The sequence below is a fragment of the Agrococcus sp. Marseille-Q4369 genome (assembly GCF_018308945.1).
Classification (GTDB): domain Bacteria; phylum Actinomycetota; class Actinomycetes; order Actinomycetales; family Microbacteriaceae; genus Agrococcus.
This window is the reverse complement of record NZ_CP070501.1, coordinates 2,541,962-2,555,885: the sequence shown is the minus strand read 5'-3', so window position 1 is coordinate 2,555,885 and position 13,924 is coordinate 2,541,962. Positions and strand designations below refer to the sequence as shown.

The 13,924-nt window shown below is 67.5% G+C and carries 13 protein-coding genes and 1 pseudogene; 3 read left to right on the top strand and 11 right to left on the bottom strand.

The window, feature by feature from the left end; all coding sequences use genetic code 11:
- Positions 1-170 precede the first annotated feature (170 nt).
- The 10 genes and pseudogenes from JSQ78_RS12810 to JSQ78_RS12765 form a co-directional block, all read right to left on the bottom strand.
- Positions 171-572: pseudogene (locus tag JSQ78_RS12810) on the bottom strand (transposase); the annotation flags it as partial.
- Between the two features lie 194 nt (positions 573-766).
- Positions 767-1,396 carry a hypothetical protein gene (locus tag JSQ78_RS12805; protein ID WP_211448098.1) on the bottom strand — a complete coding sequence of 210 codons (630 nt, stop codon included), beginning with the start codon at positions 1,394-1,396 and terminating at the stop codon, positions 767-769.
- On the bottom strand, positions 1,375-1,728 hold the full coding sequence (locus JSQ78_RS12800; protein WP_211448096.1) for a hypothetical protein: 354 nt from the start codon (positions 1,726-1,728) through the stop codon (positions 1,375-1,377). Before JSQ78_RS12800 ends, JSQ78_RS12805 begins: the two co-directional genes overlap by 22 nt.
- Positions 1,729-2,219: 491 nt before the next feature.
- A complete protein-coding gene (locus tag JSQ78_RS12795; RefSeq protein ID WP_211448094.1) occupies positions 2,220-3,353 on the bottom strand; it encodes an FtsX-like permease family protein in 1,134 nt (377 codons plus the stop codon).
- Positions 3,350-4,051, bottom strand: a complete 702-nt coding sequence (locus JSQ78_RS12790) for an ABC transporter ATP-binding protein (RefSeq protein WP_249295714.1) — start codon at positions 4,049-4,051, stop codon at positions 3,350-3,352. Before JSQ78_RS12790 ends, JSQ78_RS12795 begins: the two co-directional genes overlap by 4 nt.
- A complete protein-coding gene (locus JSQ78_RS12785) occupies positions 4,048-5,187 on the bottom strand; it encodes a peptidoglycan-binding domain-containing protein (RefSeq protein ID WP_211448092.1) in 1,140 nt (379 codons plus the stop codon). Before JSQ78_RS12785 ends, JSQ78_RS12790 begins: the two co-directional genes overlap by 4 nt.
- Positions 5,188-5,670: 483 nt before the next feature.
- Positions 5,671-6,282 (bottom strand): hypothetical protein, encoded by a 612-nt coding sequence (locus tag JSQ78_RS12780; RefSeq protein WP_211448091.1) that lies wholly within the window; start codon positions 6,280-6,282, stop codon positions 5,671-5,673.
- A 1,185-nt stretch (positions 6,283-7,467) separates the two neighbouring features.
- Positions 7,468-8,022, bottom strand: a complete 555-nt coding sequence (locus JSQ78_RS12775) for a hypothetical protein (RefSeq protein ID WP_211448089.1) — start codon at positions 8,020-8,022, stop codon at positions 7,468-7,470.
- The gene (locus tag JSQ78_RS12770) at positions 8,013-9,245 is read right to left on the bottom strand and encodes a S1 family peptidase (RefSeq protein ID WP_211448088.1); all 1,233 of its coding nucleotides are present in this window, start codon (positions 9,243-9,245) and stop codon (positions 8,013-8,015) included. Before JSQ78_RS12770 ends, JSQ78_RS12775 begins: the two co-directional genes overlap by 10 nt.
- Before the next feature lie 904 nt (positions 9,246-10,149).
- Complete coding sequence (locus tag JSQ78_RS12765) at positions 10,150-10,596, bottom strand: hypothetical protein (protein WP_211448086.1); 447 nt, start codon at positions 10,594-10,596, stop codon at positions 10,150-10,152.
- Positions 10,597-11,231: 635 nt separating this feature from the next.
- Between JSQ78_RS12765 and JSQ78_RS12760 the strand changes: the two genes are divergently transcribed.
- Positions 11,232-11,621, top strand: coding sequence for an integrase core domain-containing protein (locus JSQ78_RS12760; RefSeq protein ID WP_211448084.1), 390 nt, complete (start codon positions 11,232-11,234; stop codon positions 11,619-11,621).
- Between the two features lie 107 nt (positions 11,622-11,728).
- Here JSQ78_RS12760 and JSQ78_RS12755 read toward each other — a convergent pair whose 3' ends face one another.
- Positions 11,729-11,962: a hypothetical protein gene (locus tag JSQ78_RS12755; RefSeq protein WP_211448082.1), complete on the bottom strand. Its 234-nt coding sequence runs from the start codon at positions 11,960-11,962 to the stop codon at positions 11,729-11,731.
- A gap of 273 nt (positions 11,963-12,235) precedes the next feature.
- On the opposite strand from JSQ78_RS12755, the gene JSQ78_RS12750 reads away from it, so the two are divergent.
- Together JSQ78_RS12750 and JSQ78_RS12745 are read left to right on the top strand one after the other, a co-directional pair.
- Complete coding sequence (locus tag JSQ78_RS12750) at positions 12,236-13,438, top strand: S1 family peptidase (protein WP_211448081.1); 1,203 nt, start codon at positions 12,236-12,238, stop codon at positions 13,436-13,438.
- 2 nt (positions 13,439-13,440) lie between these two features.
- Complete coding sequence (locus JSQ78_RS12745; RefSeq protein ID WP_211448079.1) at positions 13,441-13,923, top strand: hypothetical protein; 483 nt, start codon at positions 13,441-13,443, stop codon at positions 13,921-13,923.
- Position 13,924: the final 1 nt, after the last annotated feature.

The window sequence follows — 13,924 nt, the reverse complement described above, 5'->3', positions numbered from 1 at the left end:
CGCGACAAGTCGGACCGGCTGCCGTCGGTATGCGGATGTGGTAGGTCGTCACAGCAGCAGCGGGCGGGCGCCGAGGTGCCCACGGCAGCGGCACCCAGAGATTCGAAGGCAGTCCGTCGAGAGCCGCTACCGACTGCACGGAGGCACCAAGACTTATCAGGCTCTTCGCATTGAGGGTGTAGTAGCGGTCTGAAGCCGCCGGCTTCGAGTAGCGATCGGGCGATGTAGTTGGTGAGGTTGCGGAGGCCGAGGGCGGAGCCGCGGAGGTGCTCGAGGCGTCCGTTGATCGCCTCGGTCGGGCCGTTGCTGGTGCCGGGTCGGTCGAAGTAGGCGAGCACGTCTGCGGCGCGCTGCTTGAGCATCCTGCCGAGTGTGATCAGTTCCTGCAGCGGGGCTGGGAGGCCGCTGCTGACGGTCTCGATCAGCTCGACAATGAGCGCGCTGCCCGCGGCCCGGTGGGGTTCGCGAGGGGCGGCGACCCTGTGCTGGCAGATGCTCCGGGTGATCTCGACGGCGACGTGCCGATCGTCGGCGAACAGGGAGTCGAGCCGCCGCCGCTGCCGGTCGGTGAGGAACGGCGACCTCCGTTCGCTTTGTGGCGTGCATGGCGCGCGAGCAGGCGACCTTGCCGGCGATGAGGAGGATCATTACCTGCGTCCACGCGCTTCGCCCGCCGCCGGGTGCGCCACTAAGCGCTGCTACCAACGAAGCGGATCGTAGGGAACGCGTGACCGTGGCGGGACCTTCGCGCTCAGCGAACCCAGGGCTACCTTCCGGTCACGGACCCGTCGATGGCTTCACGATATTCTGCGTAGTCAACCTGCTCCGCGTATATCTCGATCTCGGGATAGACGAACACCGATTCGGGTTCCGGGCAGACTTCCATCGCAGCAATCACCTGGTCTGGGTCGACTCCGGCGTACGTGCGATACGGGCGGTCACCGGAACGCTGATCGACCCAGCTCTGGAATGCGGGCAGCGCGTCCGGGCTGTAGCCATGGTCAAGCAGGCAGTTATACGCTGCTTCGTGCCGCTCGTGGTTCAGCCTCAGCAGGGCGTCGTCGACCGGTGCCCCATCCGGAATGAGCGAAACATTGTCACTCTCGCACGTCCCCGCAGCTTCCTCGTACGCGCTCTCCTGACCGAGGGGGACTTCAGCGTAGACAAACTGCGAGCTCGCGGTGACCGCCCATCCCGCCGCCTGAAGGCATGTCGCGACCGCTTCGTGGTACTCAGTCAGGTTCGGTCCTGGCTGCGCGGCCGGAGCGGGTCCTGGACTCTGGTCGAGAGCATCTTCGGTTGGCGCGGGCGAAAGTTCATTGGGCTCCGTCGAGCACGCGCTGAGCCCAAGCGCGACGGCGCAGATGAGCGCGATCAGGCGGGCTTCGGCCCGCACGTCTTCACCAAGGAGTTCGGAGCCCACGCTGCCGCAGACGGGTTGGTGTTCGCGTGGTACTGCGCCGACGACGACGAGCCGGAGTGCGACGTCTTGGTCCCGAAGCCCACGAAATTGAAGTAGTGATTGGCTCCCGCATAAATCTGGTTGTGGCGCGTGGTGGTGGTCTCGGACCCCGCCACGCCGTCGATCGCCGTCTGGATCACGACGCGCTGGCTCGACGAGCACGCGTGAGATCCGACCCAGGATGCCGCGGAGGCAGGCGTCGCAGCTAGGGCAAACATCACAACCGCCGCGCTCAAAGCCGCCGCAGTCTTCTGACTCTTGTTCATTGCCGCTCCTTCATCGAAGAATACTTTCGTTGTGCTGAAGACAAGCTCAACACGGCAAGCCGGGACAGAGCCGCAGGGTTGCGAAATGGTATCGATTTGCACCCTGCGTTCACGAGACCGACTCGGCGCGCAGGGTCGGATTGCGGCCACACGCAGCGGCTGCCCAGCACCGGCGCGACGGCTCGCGGCTTCGGTGGTCAACGCGCTCACGCGCTGTCCGGATCGCAAGTGCGCGCACACAGGACTCAACTGTTCCGCCGCGCGACGCCAAGCACTTCGAGCTGGCGGCTCTTCTCCGTGTGCACTAGATTGACCGCGAGCATCCTCGGATCGATCTGCTGAGAGCGAGAAGGTCTAGAACGCCGCACAACAAGGTGTGCTCCCCGCCACGTAGAGACACGACGTGCACGTCCGGACATCGCGGAGCGGTTCGATGGACTTGTACCTCACCTGAGCGGAGGCTTCGGCCCATCCCGCTCACCAGTCCGACACTACGGCACTCGCAACTCGCGGACCGGGTCCCTCCGCGCAGCCACAGCGGCAGGAACGACCGCCGCGACCGCGGCGGTGACGGCGGCGAGAATCATGATCGCCGCGTAGTAGTTGGGTGGGGGTTGCGGGTCACCGCCGACTGCCATGGCGGTGAACGAAACGGCGCCCCCGAGGAGTGCCCCGACGCATCCGAGTGCGGCGACCTGTGCGAGCACGAGCCCGACGATGAGGCCTTGGCTGGCGCCGAGGGCGCGGCGGCGGCCGAAGTCCTTGCGCCGCATCATGACGAGGCCGTAGAGGATCGCGGCGACAAGTACGGCGGTGAGGCCAAAGATGATGAGCACGAGCGCCCGGCCGGCGCCGCCAAGCTGCGCGTCGATGAGCTGCCGCAACTGCGCAAGCTGCTGGCTGGTCTCGATCGTCACCAACTGCGGGTCGGTGACGTCGATCACGCCCCGGACGGCGTCGGTGACGCCCGCGACGTGCGCGGCGTCGCTGGCGATCGCGACGAGGATCGCGAGATCCTCGCCGCGCACCACCTGCGCGCTGGTCGCGCCTCCACTGAGCACGGGCGCGGGCTGGGCTTCGACCGGCACGACGATGAGCGGTTCGAGGAACGCCAGGTGCTCGGGCACCTCGATGCGGCCGCTGATCGAGTAATCGATGCCGTCGACGGTCGTGACCGAGCCGGCCGCGGCGTGCATGCCCAGTTGCTCAAGCGCGACGGCGGACGCATAGGCGGTGCCAGGCAGGCCGGGCGCGGTGACGCCGAGCGTCACCAGGTCGATGCCGAACCCGAAGCGGATCGGCACCTTCGTGCCGCCGGGCACGAGTGTGTTCGTCGAATCCTGCGCGGAGCCGAAGCCGCCCAGCCATGCGATTGACGACACTCCCTCCAGCCTGGCGAGCGACGAGGTGTCGAGGCCCGAGCCCTCCTGCGCCCGGACCACGATGGCGCGGGTGCCGGCGTCGTCGAGCGTGTCGACGACGCCCTGCTGCGCACCGACGGTGCGACCGGTGGTGAGTAGCACCGCGATCACCATACCGGCGACCATCACGATCGACACGAGCGAGGCGACCTTCGTCCCCCAGGCGGTCGCGACCGCTTCGCGTGACACTGCCGCGAGCGTCACAGCGATATCCGCCGGTCGCACTGCGCCATCACGTCGCGATCGTGGGTGGCGATCACGACGGCCGCGCCCCTGTTGGCCTGCTCGCGCAGCGCGCCCACGACAATCGCCGACGATGCGGCGTCAAGATTGCCGGTGGGCTCGTCGGCGAGCAGGATGCGGGGGTCGCCCAGCAGCGCCCGGCAGACGGCGATGCGCTGTGCCTGGCCGCCGGAGATCTGACCGGGCTTGTGGTCGGCGCGCACCGATACCCCGAAGCGGTCGAGCAGCGCGTAGGCGCGATCTGTATGCCCGGCGCGCGGCTGGCCGCGGTAGAGGCTGGTCTCGAGCACATTGTCGAGCACAGTGCGGGTCGCGTCGAGCGCGGCGTCCTGGGAAACGAACCCGAACACATCCGCCCGCAATCTCGCTCGCCTGCCGTCGCGCAATCGTGACGCGTCGCGCCCGTCAACCTCGACCACACCAGCCGTCGGCGCGAGCATCAGCCCGAGCACATACAACAGCGTCGACTTGCCGCGCCCCGACGGGCCTGTCAGTGCCACCACCTCACCGGCAACGAAGTCGTCGTCGAACCCGGCGATCACGGGAGCGCCCTGCGCGTAGCCGAACGCCACATCGCGAGCTGCGAGCAGTGTCGCCGGAGCCGCCGCTGCCGCAGCCGCCGCGCGCTCCGCCGCGGCGCGCACCGCCTCGGAGCTCACTGCCCCTGCGCAGCCGGGATGCGCACCTCGAGCCCCTCAGCAACGCCCTCGATCAGCGCCATCCCCCTCGCCGACTGCACCACCGTCACCTCGTGCTGGGCGCCTTCCGCGTCGGTGACGAATGCGCGCCCGTCGACGCCAGTGGTGATCGCCGACGCCGGCACGACCAGCCCGGCGAGGGGTGGCACTGTGACGACCTCGCTCAGAAGCGTCGCCTGACCCTCCGCGCCGATCAGATCGCACGTATCCGCGCACACCGGGCCGTCATCAGGCGCGGCGAGCGCGACATGCACCGTCTCGCTCGACATCGGGTCAACCGTGTGCGCGCCGGCGACCGCGTCCCAGAGCGACCCGTCGGGCGCCTGCACGATCACGCGCGTACCTGTCGGGGCAAGACGCGTCTGCGCCCGCTGCAGCGGGATGGTGAACGTCGGCGCGCTGCCGAGCGCGACCACGTCACCCTCGCCAGCCGCGACGACGCGCCCTGTCGCGATCGTGTCACCGTCGAAGGACATGCGGGCGGGCAGCTGCGGCACCCAGACAATGTCGCCGGCCTGCACGACGCCGTCGACCGGGTAGCCGGATGCGCGCTGCCAGTTGCGCACCGCGGTCGCAAACGGCGCGGTGTAGCGGCCGTTGATCGCGCCGCGCCAGAAGCCCAGGTCGGTCATCAGCTGCTGCAGCTGCGACACTTGCGCGCCAGCATCGCCTGGCGAGATCGGGCCGTAGGCGGGAATCTCGCCCTGCCCTGCTACGACCGGGCGGAGGTTGACGGAGTAGAGACGCTGGCCACGCTCGACGCTGGCACCCGCCGTGATGTCGACGCTCGTCACGATGCCGGCTGCGCCATTGACGGCGACCGGGCTCGTTGCCCACGAGGCAATGGAGTTGAGTGTGATCGACGAGCCCACCTCGCCAGGCACCACCGCCACGGCAGAGAACGCCTCGGCTTCGAGGACCTGCTGCGGCGGCGCCAGCACCGTCGTGCCCGCCCAGCCCGCGGCGAAACCTACGAGCAGCGCCACAGTCGCGATCCCGATGCCGCGCACCCACCCATCGGACGCGCGGCGCCGCCGCTGGTCGACGGTCACGCCAGCGTACGGCCGCTCGCGTTCGATCACGTCGGAAGTCGCCACGATAGTCCTCCTTGCGAGAAGCCTATGCCGCGGAGCCGCCTTTGCCATCAAGACCCGAGATCCGGTCTCATACGCTCGCCTCACATCTGCCAGTTGCCCAAGTCGAACATGAGCGCTTCAACTTCCCGTGTGCTCGTCGTCGTGCAAGAACCGGGCGGTGGTCCGTCAGCAACAATCGACAGAACAACCTACAGCTTAAGGCAATCGTGTAGATCGACCTGACTCGAGACCTGTCGCGAGATCCTTGCTCGGCCACTCCATAACAAGCGATACTCGGTGCGCTCACGAGCGGAGCAGATCCTCCTCGCGAGGCAAGCGCGATGCCTTATCTGACGAGCACCACTTCATCAGCGTCGAAAGGAGTCAAGCGAAGGCGTCTTTTTCGGTCATCGCAGTTTTGAGCGCAAGCGCTGTCCTCAGCGCATGCGCGCGTTGAGGGCGTGCCGACTTCCGACTCCAGGTGCTCGTCTGCGCAAACCCGAATCAGCCGCAGCGCATCGCGATGCTCCCAACTTGGGCGCGCAGCAGTTCGCGCACATGCGGAGCGTCGACGGCTGCAGCATCGAGAAAAGTTAACGCTACCTGTGGCAGTGCCGGGAGTCGTTCGCTCAGCGACGCCTGTTCCGGCGCTTCGCCGTTGAGTGTGGGGTGAGTCCGAAGCTCCGGTAGCGTCGCCGCGGCCGGCGCGCGCACCGACATGGCGACCCAATCGCCGGGCAGGAGGTTCGTGTCGATCGCGTCGGCGACGGCCTGGAGGTCGGTGCTGGCCCGCGTCCCGGACTCGACGCTCGATCGGCCCGACACCCATGCGAGGCAGCGGAGCTCCTGCCGGGTCAGGTCCTCGGGGAGGCGGTGCGGGGTCGGGGAGGCGTTGAGGCTGGTGGCGAAGCGGAATGCGCGGTTCTCGGCGTTGTCGCCGAAGGACACGAAGAGTCGGGTGATGCCGCCCTCGTCGTCGCAGAGGGCGAGGAGCGTCGTGCCGGCGGCTGCGGTGGAGAGCGCCTCGGAGACGGACTGGGAGAGCTTCCGCTCGGCCTCGGCGTGCAAGGTGCCGGCGCGCATGAAGGCGAAGGAGGAGACCACGGGATGATCCATGCGGCACGCCCCGCGGCTTGGGACTCCACCGGGCGGAAAAGTCGCCGTCCGCGCAACATTCTTGCTCCGGTGGAAGCCCAAGACGGCGCCCCGAAACCGGGCCCCGGCCCTCCCCGGGCCGAACCGGGACAACTCGCCGCGGCGCGGCTCCCCGCCCTCATCGCTTCTTTCCGTCGTTCCGTGCGCCGGCGGCGCCCTGCACTCCTCCACCCATGGGGAGCAGCTGCGGCCACCGTGTGGCCTTGCTGGATGCTTCCCGCATCGCATCGCTGCTGCAGCACCGGTGGGTGCGCTTGCTCGGGGCGCCGCCCCGAACCCCGGTGGCAGTCGAGGGCTGACCGGCGTCTGTCCGGTTCGGCGGGTGGCTCTGGCTCCGGCGGATGCTCAGCCCGGAGGGCGCCCGTACCGTTCCGAGCAGCTGCGGGGCGTACGCATCGCTGCCCGGTGCTTCGTCGTCGGGGCCGGAGGTGGTCTCACCGGGTGCATCTGCGGGGAGGCGATCCGCTGCGACTCGGGACGTGCAGCAGCGCATCGCAGCCAGGGTCAGCGGGCGCCCGCCGCCGGCGGACATCGGAGGGTTCGGTGTGCCGGAGGGTGAGGGCGGAGCCCGGCGAGACGGAGCGGGCCGGAGCGTCACGTCCTCTCGGAGTCTGGTGCAGGAGGGTCCGCCGGCGGACCCAGGGGTCAGCGGACAGTAAGTGATGCCGGAGAGGTCGGCGAGACCGGGCGGAGTGGAGGCGGAGCCGGTGAGGCCGGAGGCCGACGAGAAGGAGCGAGGCGCTGCGAGCAGCAGCGAATCGCGGGAGGCGGGACGTGCCCGCCGCCGGCGGGCTACCGGAGGTCCGGTGCAGAGGAGCAGGTGCCGGGCAGGCAGGTGCGGAGGCGAGGGTGGGCGCCGGGCGGGTGCATACGGAGGAGGCCCGGAGGGCATCCGCGGCCAGCAACGAGGAGCTCGAGTCGGAGCAGCGGGCAGCTGCGATCAGTACGAGAAGAGCGATCCGCTACGTGTCGGTGCGAGCAGCAGCGCTTCGTGAGCGAGCCCCCGGAGGGGGCGAGCCCTCCTCCTTATCGCTCCCCCGGCACCTCGGCTCAGGGTCGGCGGCCGGTTGCCGCTATCGCGGCGGCTCGGCCTGCGGCCTCGTGGGTCGGGTCGGGCGGCGCGAGCGCGACCGACCCTAGCCGCTCCTAGCGCCCGCTGATGCTCTCGGGAGCGAATATGGAGGTGGGCTGAGTCGGCCCGCACCTCTCCTCGTATTCGGCGGGGACGGCGCCCGCGGCCATCTGCTGCGCGCTAACCGGCTCTCCAAACTGCGCCACTGCGCCCTCGTCGCTCTCGATGCCTTTCGCGGATACGACGTAACCGGGGTGAAGCGCCACGAACAAACCCTCCCCGCGGTCTGCAACGTCAGCTCGCAGACAGCCGCCCTCGTCGATTCGGAAGATGACCTCATGGGCGATCGCGTCGCTGTCCCCTTGATCTGCGACGAGGTAAGTGACGCCGGCCGAGTGCTGCCATGACAGTTGGGCCGCCGTCGGCGCCGGGTCATCGTCGGGCGCCGCGCCTTCGCTCGGGTGCGGATCGACCGTTGGCGGCGTCGAGGCAGGGGCGCTCCTCTCAGCGGGCGGCTGCGTGGACTCCGGCGTCTCGGGAGTTGACGACGGATCGGAGCTGACTGTGCATCCGGTGAGCGCGAAGATCAGGAGGAGCGCGACGAGGCCGCGACGCGAATTCAGTTCCACTTGACTGCGTACGAAAGGTAATTGAAGTTAGCCGCGCCGGCCCCGGTGAAGAAATCGTAGCCGGCCAGCTTGTTCGTACCGCTGGTAATGCCCCAACCGGTATTGCCGTAGTACCACGGACCGCCGGAGTCGCCCTTCTCCACGTACCTCGTAGCGGTCCTGTGAAGGGCGCAGAACGTGTATCCGGGGAAGAACGAGGAGCAGTTGCCCGACGAGGCAACAGTGGAGCACGACTGCCCAGTCTTGACTCCAAACTTGCAGACTGGCGAGCCATTGGCCGGGTTGCCCGAATAAGTGATCGTCCGATAGGTGCCCCAGTTGTTCCTGATCTGGTTGACCGCAGTGCCACTGGTGAAGCGGTTGATGCGGATGTCCCGGTTGGTCGAGATGCTGGTTCCACCGATCGCGGCACCGTCGTAGGACGAAGGGACTGTCGTGCAGTGATGAGCAGTCATAATCCCGTAGGTGCCGGTGACGCTCGTGGAACGCATGATGAGCCCTCCCGTGCAGTCGGCGTGGGGCATTCCGCCACTCGCCGCGAGCTCCCCGACCGGTTCTTCGGCGTACGTCACTTCGACAGCGACGCCGAGCTCGCTCGCGGCGTCAGCGGCGTCCGACTGGACGCCCCGGGCGTTCCACGAGGATCCCCTTTCCGAGAGCGGCAGCTGAGCGTAGATCGTGGGAGTGCTCGCAAGGACATCGAAGTGGGTGCTGACGGGAACGAAGGCATCGCGCTGCAGCCGCTCGATGACTGCCTGCTGCAGCTCCTCTTGCTCCACCACGTTGGGGAGGTCGACGGCGCTCACACTCGCGTCTGCGCCGGCAGCCTCGAGGGCATCTCTAGCCGCGCCAGCTTGACCTGGGCGAACGTGAAGCGAGCCGGAGCCCTGTTGCCATTCGGCGTGCACCACAGCGGTCGCCGGCAGACTGTTGACGGCGGTGTTGAACTGCGTTACTCCAGCGAATCGCTGCACCGCCTCCTCCAGGCCGATGCTGAGGCTGCTGGCGAGCACCGATAGGTCTTCGAGTTCCGTGGTCGTGACTCCTGCATACCGAGAGGGCTGGTTGGCCGGTCCCGCGGGCGAAATCGCGGATGCGGTGAGCGCGGGGTCGTCGGGGAGCAGCGTCTCCGCGATCGCGCGTTCCGACGGAACTGGTACGACGAGAGTTGCGCTCGCGCAGACCGCTGCGAGTGCGATGAAAAGGAGTGGCGAGCGGCGCATGAGCGTCCTTTCTTTGCCGAAGCATAGGATTGAGGCCCGCTCACCGCAAGCACACTTCTTGGCGGGACCGCTGCGACGCCCCACCCGCGGCCGCATCTCGAGGAGGCCCGGAGGCCACCGGCAGCGCCGATGACCACACTGGGGAACCACCACCCGTACACGATCAAGATCAGCAACGGTTCGAAGAGTCGGCTCGTGGGACCCGCCGGATAGTTTGAGCAACCAGCCGTCTTCGATTTACGGCGCCCAGATTTGCAGCACGATGAGGCACGTAGCTCCGGCGAACCCCGCTAGCGCCAATCCAATGACGCTCCGACGCCACGAGTCAGGACGGGCAGGAGCACTCAACGGGACCTCCCCGGGAGCCAGGGCCAGCGCTGTCGGCCGCGGAACGGCGTCCCAGGTCGGCATGAAGTCACTTCAGCCACAGCTCTGTCCCCCGAGTTGGCCCGTCGCGGGCCTGGAGGTACATGCCCTCAGCCGACACGAGCACGGTGACGGCGCGCTCGCCCGGGGTGCGTCGGGCGCCGGCCGGCGGCACGCAGCTCGCGAGTGTCAGCGCCGGGCGTCCTCGCGCTCTACGAGCACCTCAGCAACCGCGCGCTGGCAGGCGGCGATGCTCCACAGTCACGACCCCTCGTGCCACAAGAGCCGCCACCCGCGCCTATTGAACCCGGCAGGGCCGCACGGCCGCGACTGCACTCTTCGAGAGCGTGAACCAACGCGCTGCCTCCCGCGAGCTCGGCTCAAAGCAGGAGGGGACGCGTGCGGGGATGGTAAGTGAGCGCGAGCGCCCAAAAGACGCACTCTCGGCGAACTCTCGGCATCGCCAGCCGCCACCTCGCGAGCGACCGACAGCAAGGCGACCTACTTGCCGCCGGTTTCGCGCCGCGCGTGGCTGCCGCTACCTCTGGGCAAGCACCTCGCTGGCATCGCCGACGTCAGACGTCGAGCGAAGCCGTTGCTCGCGGAGCGAAAGCAGCGAAACTACCAGGACAGCACCCGTCAATGCCGCCACAACCGCGCTCCGTCCGCCGTGCTTTAGCAAGGCGGCGAAGTCCAGTCCGGGCGTCATGACTAGTGAGCTGGACGCGCCGACGACGAATCCCAGAAACAGCAGTGCGAGCATGGTGACGCCGCCGACTAGGGCAACGCGAGGGCGTAAAAACGCCGCGCCCACGACTGCCGCCGCAACGAGAAGGGCTGCGATCGATGCAGGAGCAGGATCACCCGGCGGATTGTAGGCCCACGCAGAAACCAGGCTCGCGGCGAAGTATGTCCCGACGCCGGCGACAATGCCAACCAGACCCTCGCCAATTGCACCTGATGTGGCCCTAGTTGCTCTGTTCATCCGTCACCCTCCGCACGTCAGCGTAACCGCCGAAGATGTAGTTGGGTTGCCTACAGAACCGTAGAGACCCAGCGACCGCCACACGGTGGCATTAGAGTTCTGGCACGGGTAGCTCACCAAAATGATGGTGTTGGTTCCAGGTGCAGCCGAGCTCGTCTTGTTACCTCGGTCCTGCCAGGCCCCCAGAAAACCCTGCCACTGCAAGCGCGCGGTCCTCGAGACCGTTCCGGAGCACCCACTACTGCGCTGGAACTGAAGCGACGCCCGCGCAGAGCCTCCAGACTTGGTTGGAGTATAGGCAGTTATAGATTCAGTGCACGATGCGCTGATCCCGTAGTACGTGGTAATTCCGTCGTGTTCTACGACTACGACGGTCTCGCCGACCGCGGGAACCACCTCTGGCTCTTCCGCGGGTAGCTGTTGCACCGAGATCTGAGGCTGGTCGGAAGGTTCCGGATGGGGGGCCGCGAGAGCCGGATACCCTCCGGCGCTGACAGCGAAAGCAATCGCTCCCACCGCTCCAATGGTCACCGCTCTCTTGCGCCGTTGCATGAGACTCCCTTGTGCTCGCTCACCCTATAGGTTTGCCATGCATTGCAGTAAAGCATGCTGTGCGATACGGCACAATCCCAGTCGTGGCGGTCAGGATCGCCGTCGCGACCATCGAGGAGCTCCAAGCCGTCCTGGACGCATTCCGCGACTACTACAACCACGTCCGAGCCCACCGCGGCATCGGCCGCAAGACCCCCGCGTTCGCCTACGAACTCATCCCCAAGGCAGCACCCACCGCCCCCGACGACCCCGACCTCTGGCGCGTCCGCTACGACACCGTCGACCACGCCGGCAAGATCTCGCTCCGCCACGCCAACCGCATGCTCCACCTCGGCATCGGCCGCGCCCACAAGCGCACCGAGATCATCTGCCTCGTCCACAACGACCACGCCACCGTCATCACCCACGACGGCGAAGTCCTCGGCGAATACACCCTCGACCCCCACAAGAGCTACCAACCGAAAAACGACTGAACCCCCGCAAGCGGGGGTTCAGTCGTTCACGATGTCCTGAGACATCACAGTGCGCGCCCGGAGGGACTCGAACCCCCAACCTTTTGATCCATCGACTCAAACGCTTGTCACGGGCCGTAGGTGAAGGAGACGCCGAGGCCGTGCTCAGCACAGATGGCGGTGACCGTCGATTCCAGTTCTGCGACCACGTCGCCGTCGATGGAGGTGCGCGGGTCGTACACCTCCACGAGGAGCGTGCCCGGGTCTTCAGGGTCGAGCGCGCTGCCACTTTCAGAGCCGCTGATCTCGGTGACGGCCCGTGCGACTTCGATCTGAATCGCCTCGGAGGCGGTGGCGCTCACTGGTGCCGTCGAGGAGGGCTCTGGAGCGGCCGTGCTGCTCGGGGCACTCGCGGTCGGCAGCGGCTCGGGTGTGGAAGAGCAGCCGCTCAGCAGCGAGACAGAGAGGGCCGCGCCAGCGAAGGCATGTCCGATTGACGAGGAGCGCCTGATCATGTCGTCATGAAATCAGTCGGACCAAACCGATGTGGCGAGCTATGCAAGTCGTTACTCAAGCGTTACATAGATTTCACCTGACTCGATCCATACTCAGAAAAATCCGAACAGGAGGACGCTATGCCCAAAGTTGCACGACACACAGCGGCCGCGACTGCGATCGCTGCCCTGCTCTTGGCCGGCGTGGTGGCACCCGCGACGGCCTCGGAGGGCCACGGTGACCGCCTCCACTCGCCGCGCAGCCAGCAGGCTATTCAAGAGGCGGCTTGGGACGCCGAGGCAGTGCAGATGATCACCGAGTTCGCGGAGCGAGAGGGTCTGGACGCCGACACCATGGCCGCCGATATGCGGGGTCAGGTCGAGTTCGACATGGCCGCGGAGCAGCTGCGCGCATCGGTGCCTGAGGCGATCGTGGAGTCCCGCTGGCTCGGCGGCGAGGGACAGATCCTCGTGACGGAGGGCAACGGCCAAGAGGTGCAGACCGCGCTCGACGCGCTGGACGTGCCGGCGAGCGCCGTTGAAATCGACTCGCCCTCGGCCATCGACCTCGAGACGATCCAAACCGACATCCTCGACACCTACTACCGCGACCACGGCGCCATCGGCACGAGCGAGGTCGACGTGGAGGCCGGCGTCATCTACGTGACGCTCGATCGCGAGGTCGAGGCACCTCTCGCCGCGGCTCGATCCACAGCCGAGTCGTCGAGCGAACTTCAGGGTCTGCGAGTCGAAGTGACGGTCGACCCCGACGCGATGCCTGAGTCTGCAGCAGCCCGCGGCGGCCGTTCGTACTCGCCCCCCGGCTGCACCGCCGGCTTCATCGTCCGACAGGGAACCCCGCTGCGCTATGGCGTGCTGAGCGCCGGCCACTGCGACAGCTGGCCGAGCACGTACGACGGGCAGGCCGTTACCGGCTCGAGCGCGATGAGCAACCGTGACCTGCGCGTGCTGTGGCTCTCCGGCACGCCGACGAAGCAGTTCCAGGTGCAGTCCGGCGTCTACTTCACCGCCTCCGGCCAGACGGAGCCGTCAGTGGGCTCGAGCGTCTGCAAGTACGGTGCCGTGACCGGTCAGAGCTGTTCGACAGTGACCGTTTCCGGCTACTGCTCGACCGGTGTGTGGGCTGGACGAACGATCTGCGGCCTGTTCAAGACCCGGAATCAGTACGTCCGCGGCGGCGACTCTGGCGGACCGTGGTTCGTCGGATCGGTGGCGTACGGCATCACGTCCGGCTACGGCAGCGCCAACGGCACCTCCTACGACCTGTTCACGGGCACGAGCGGCAACAACCTCGGGCCGCTCGGCGTCGTCGTCTACCGATAGCCATGCGTCCCATCGCGATCGCGACGGTCTTGCTGCTCGCCATCGCGGCGACGGCGTGCACGTCAGATGTTAACGAGCCTGAGGCAACGCCGCCCGCGGCAAGCGCGGAGGCGACGCAAGCCGCCGACGGGCCGACTGTGGGGCCGGCCGGTCCTGAACTGACTCTGTGGGTCGATCAGGCAGGCTCGGTCACCTTCCTCCGGCAAGCGGGGGCGGACAGCGGCGCACTGCCGGTGGAGGGCAGCTTGACAGTCGTTGACGGGTGCTTGGTCATGACTCTCGCGGACGAGACGGAGCAGCGAGCTGCGGTGTTCGTCGAAGGGGTGGAGGTCCGAGAGGACAGCTTCACCGATCGCCAAGGCATAACGCACCTGTTCGGCGAGCCCCTCACGTTCAGCGAAGAGGAGGTGACCGCCGATGTCGCACCAGAAGAATACGTCGAACGCTGCGGCGCCGGGCACCCCCTCATCGGTGTAGGCCATTAGT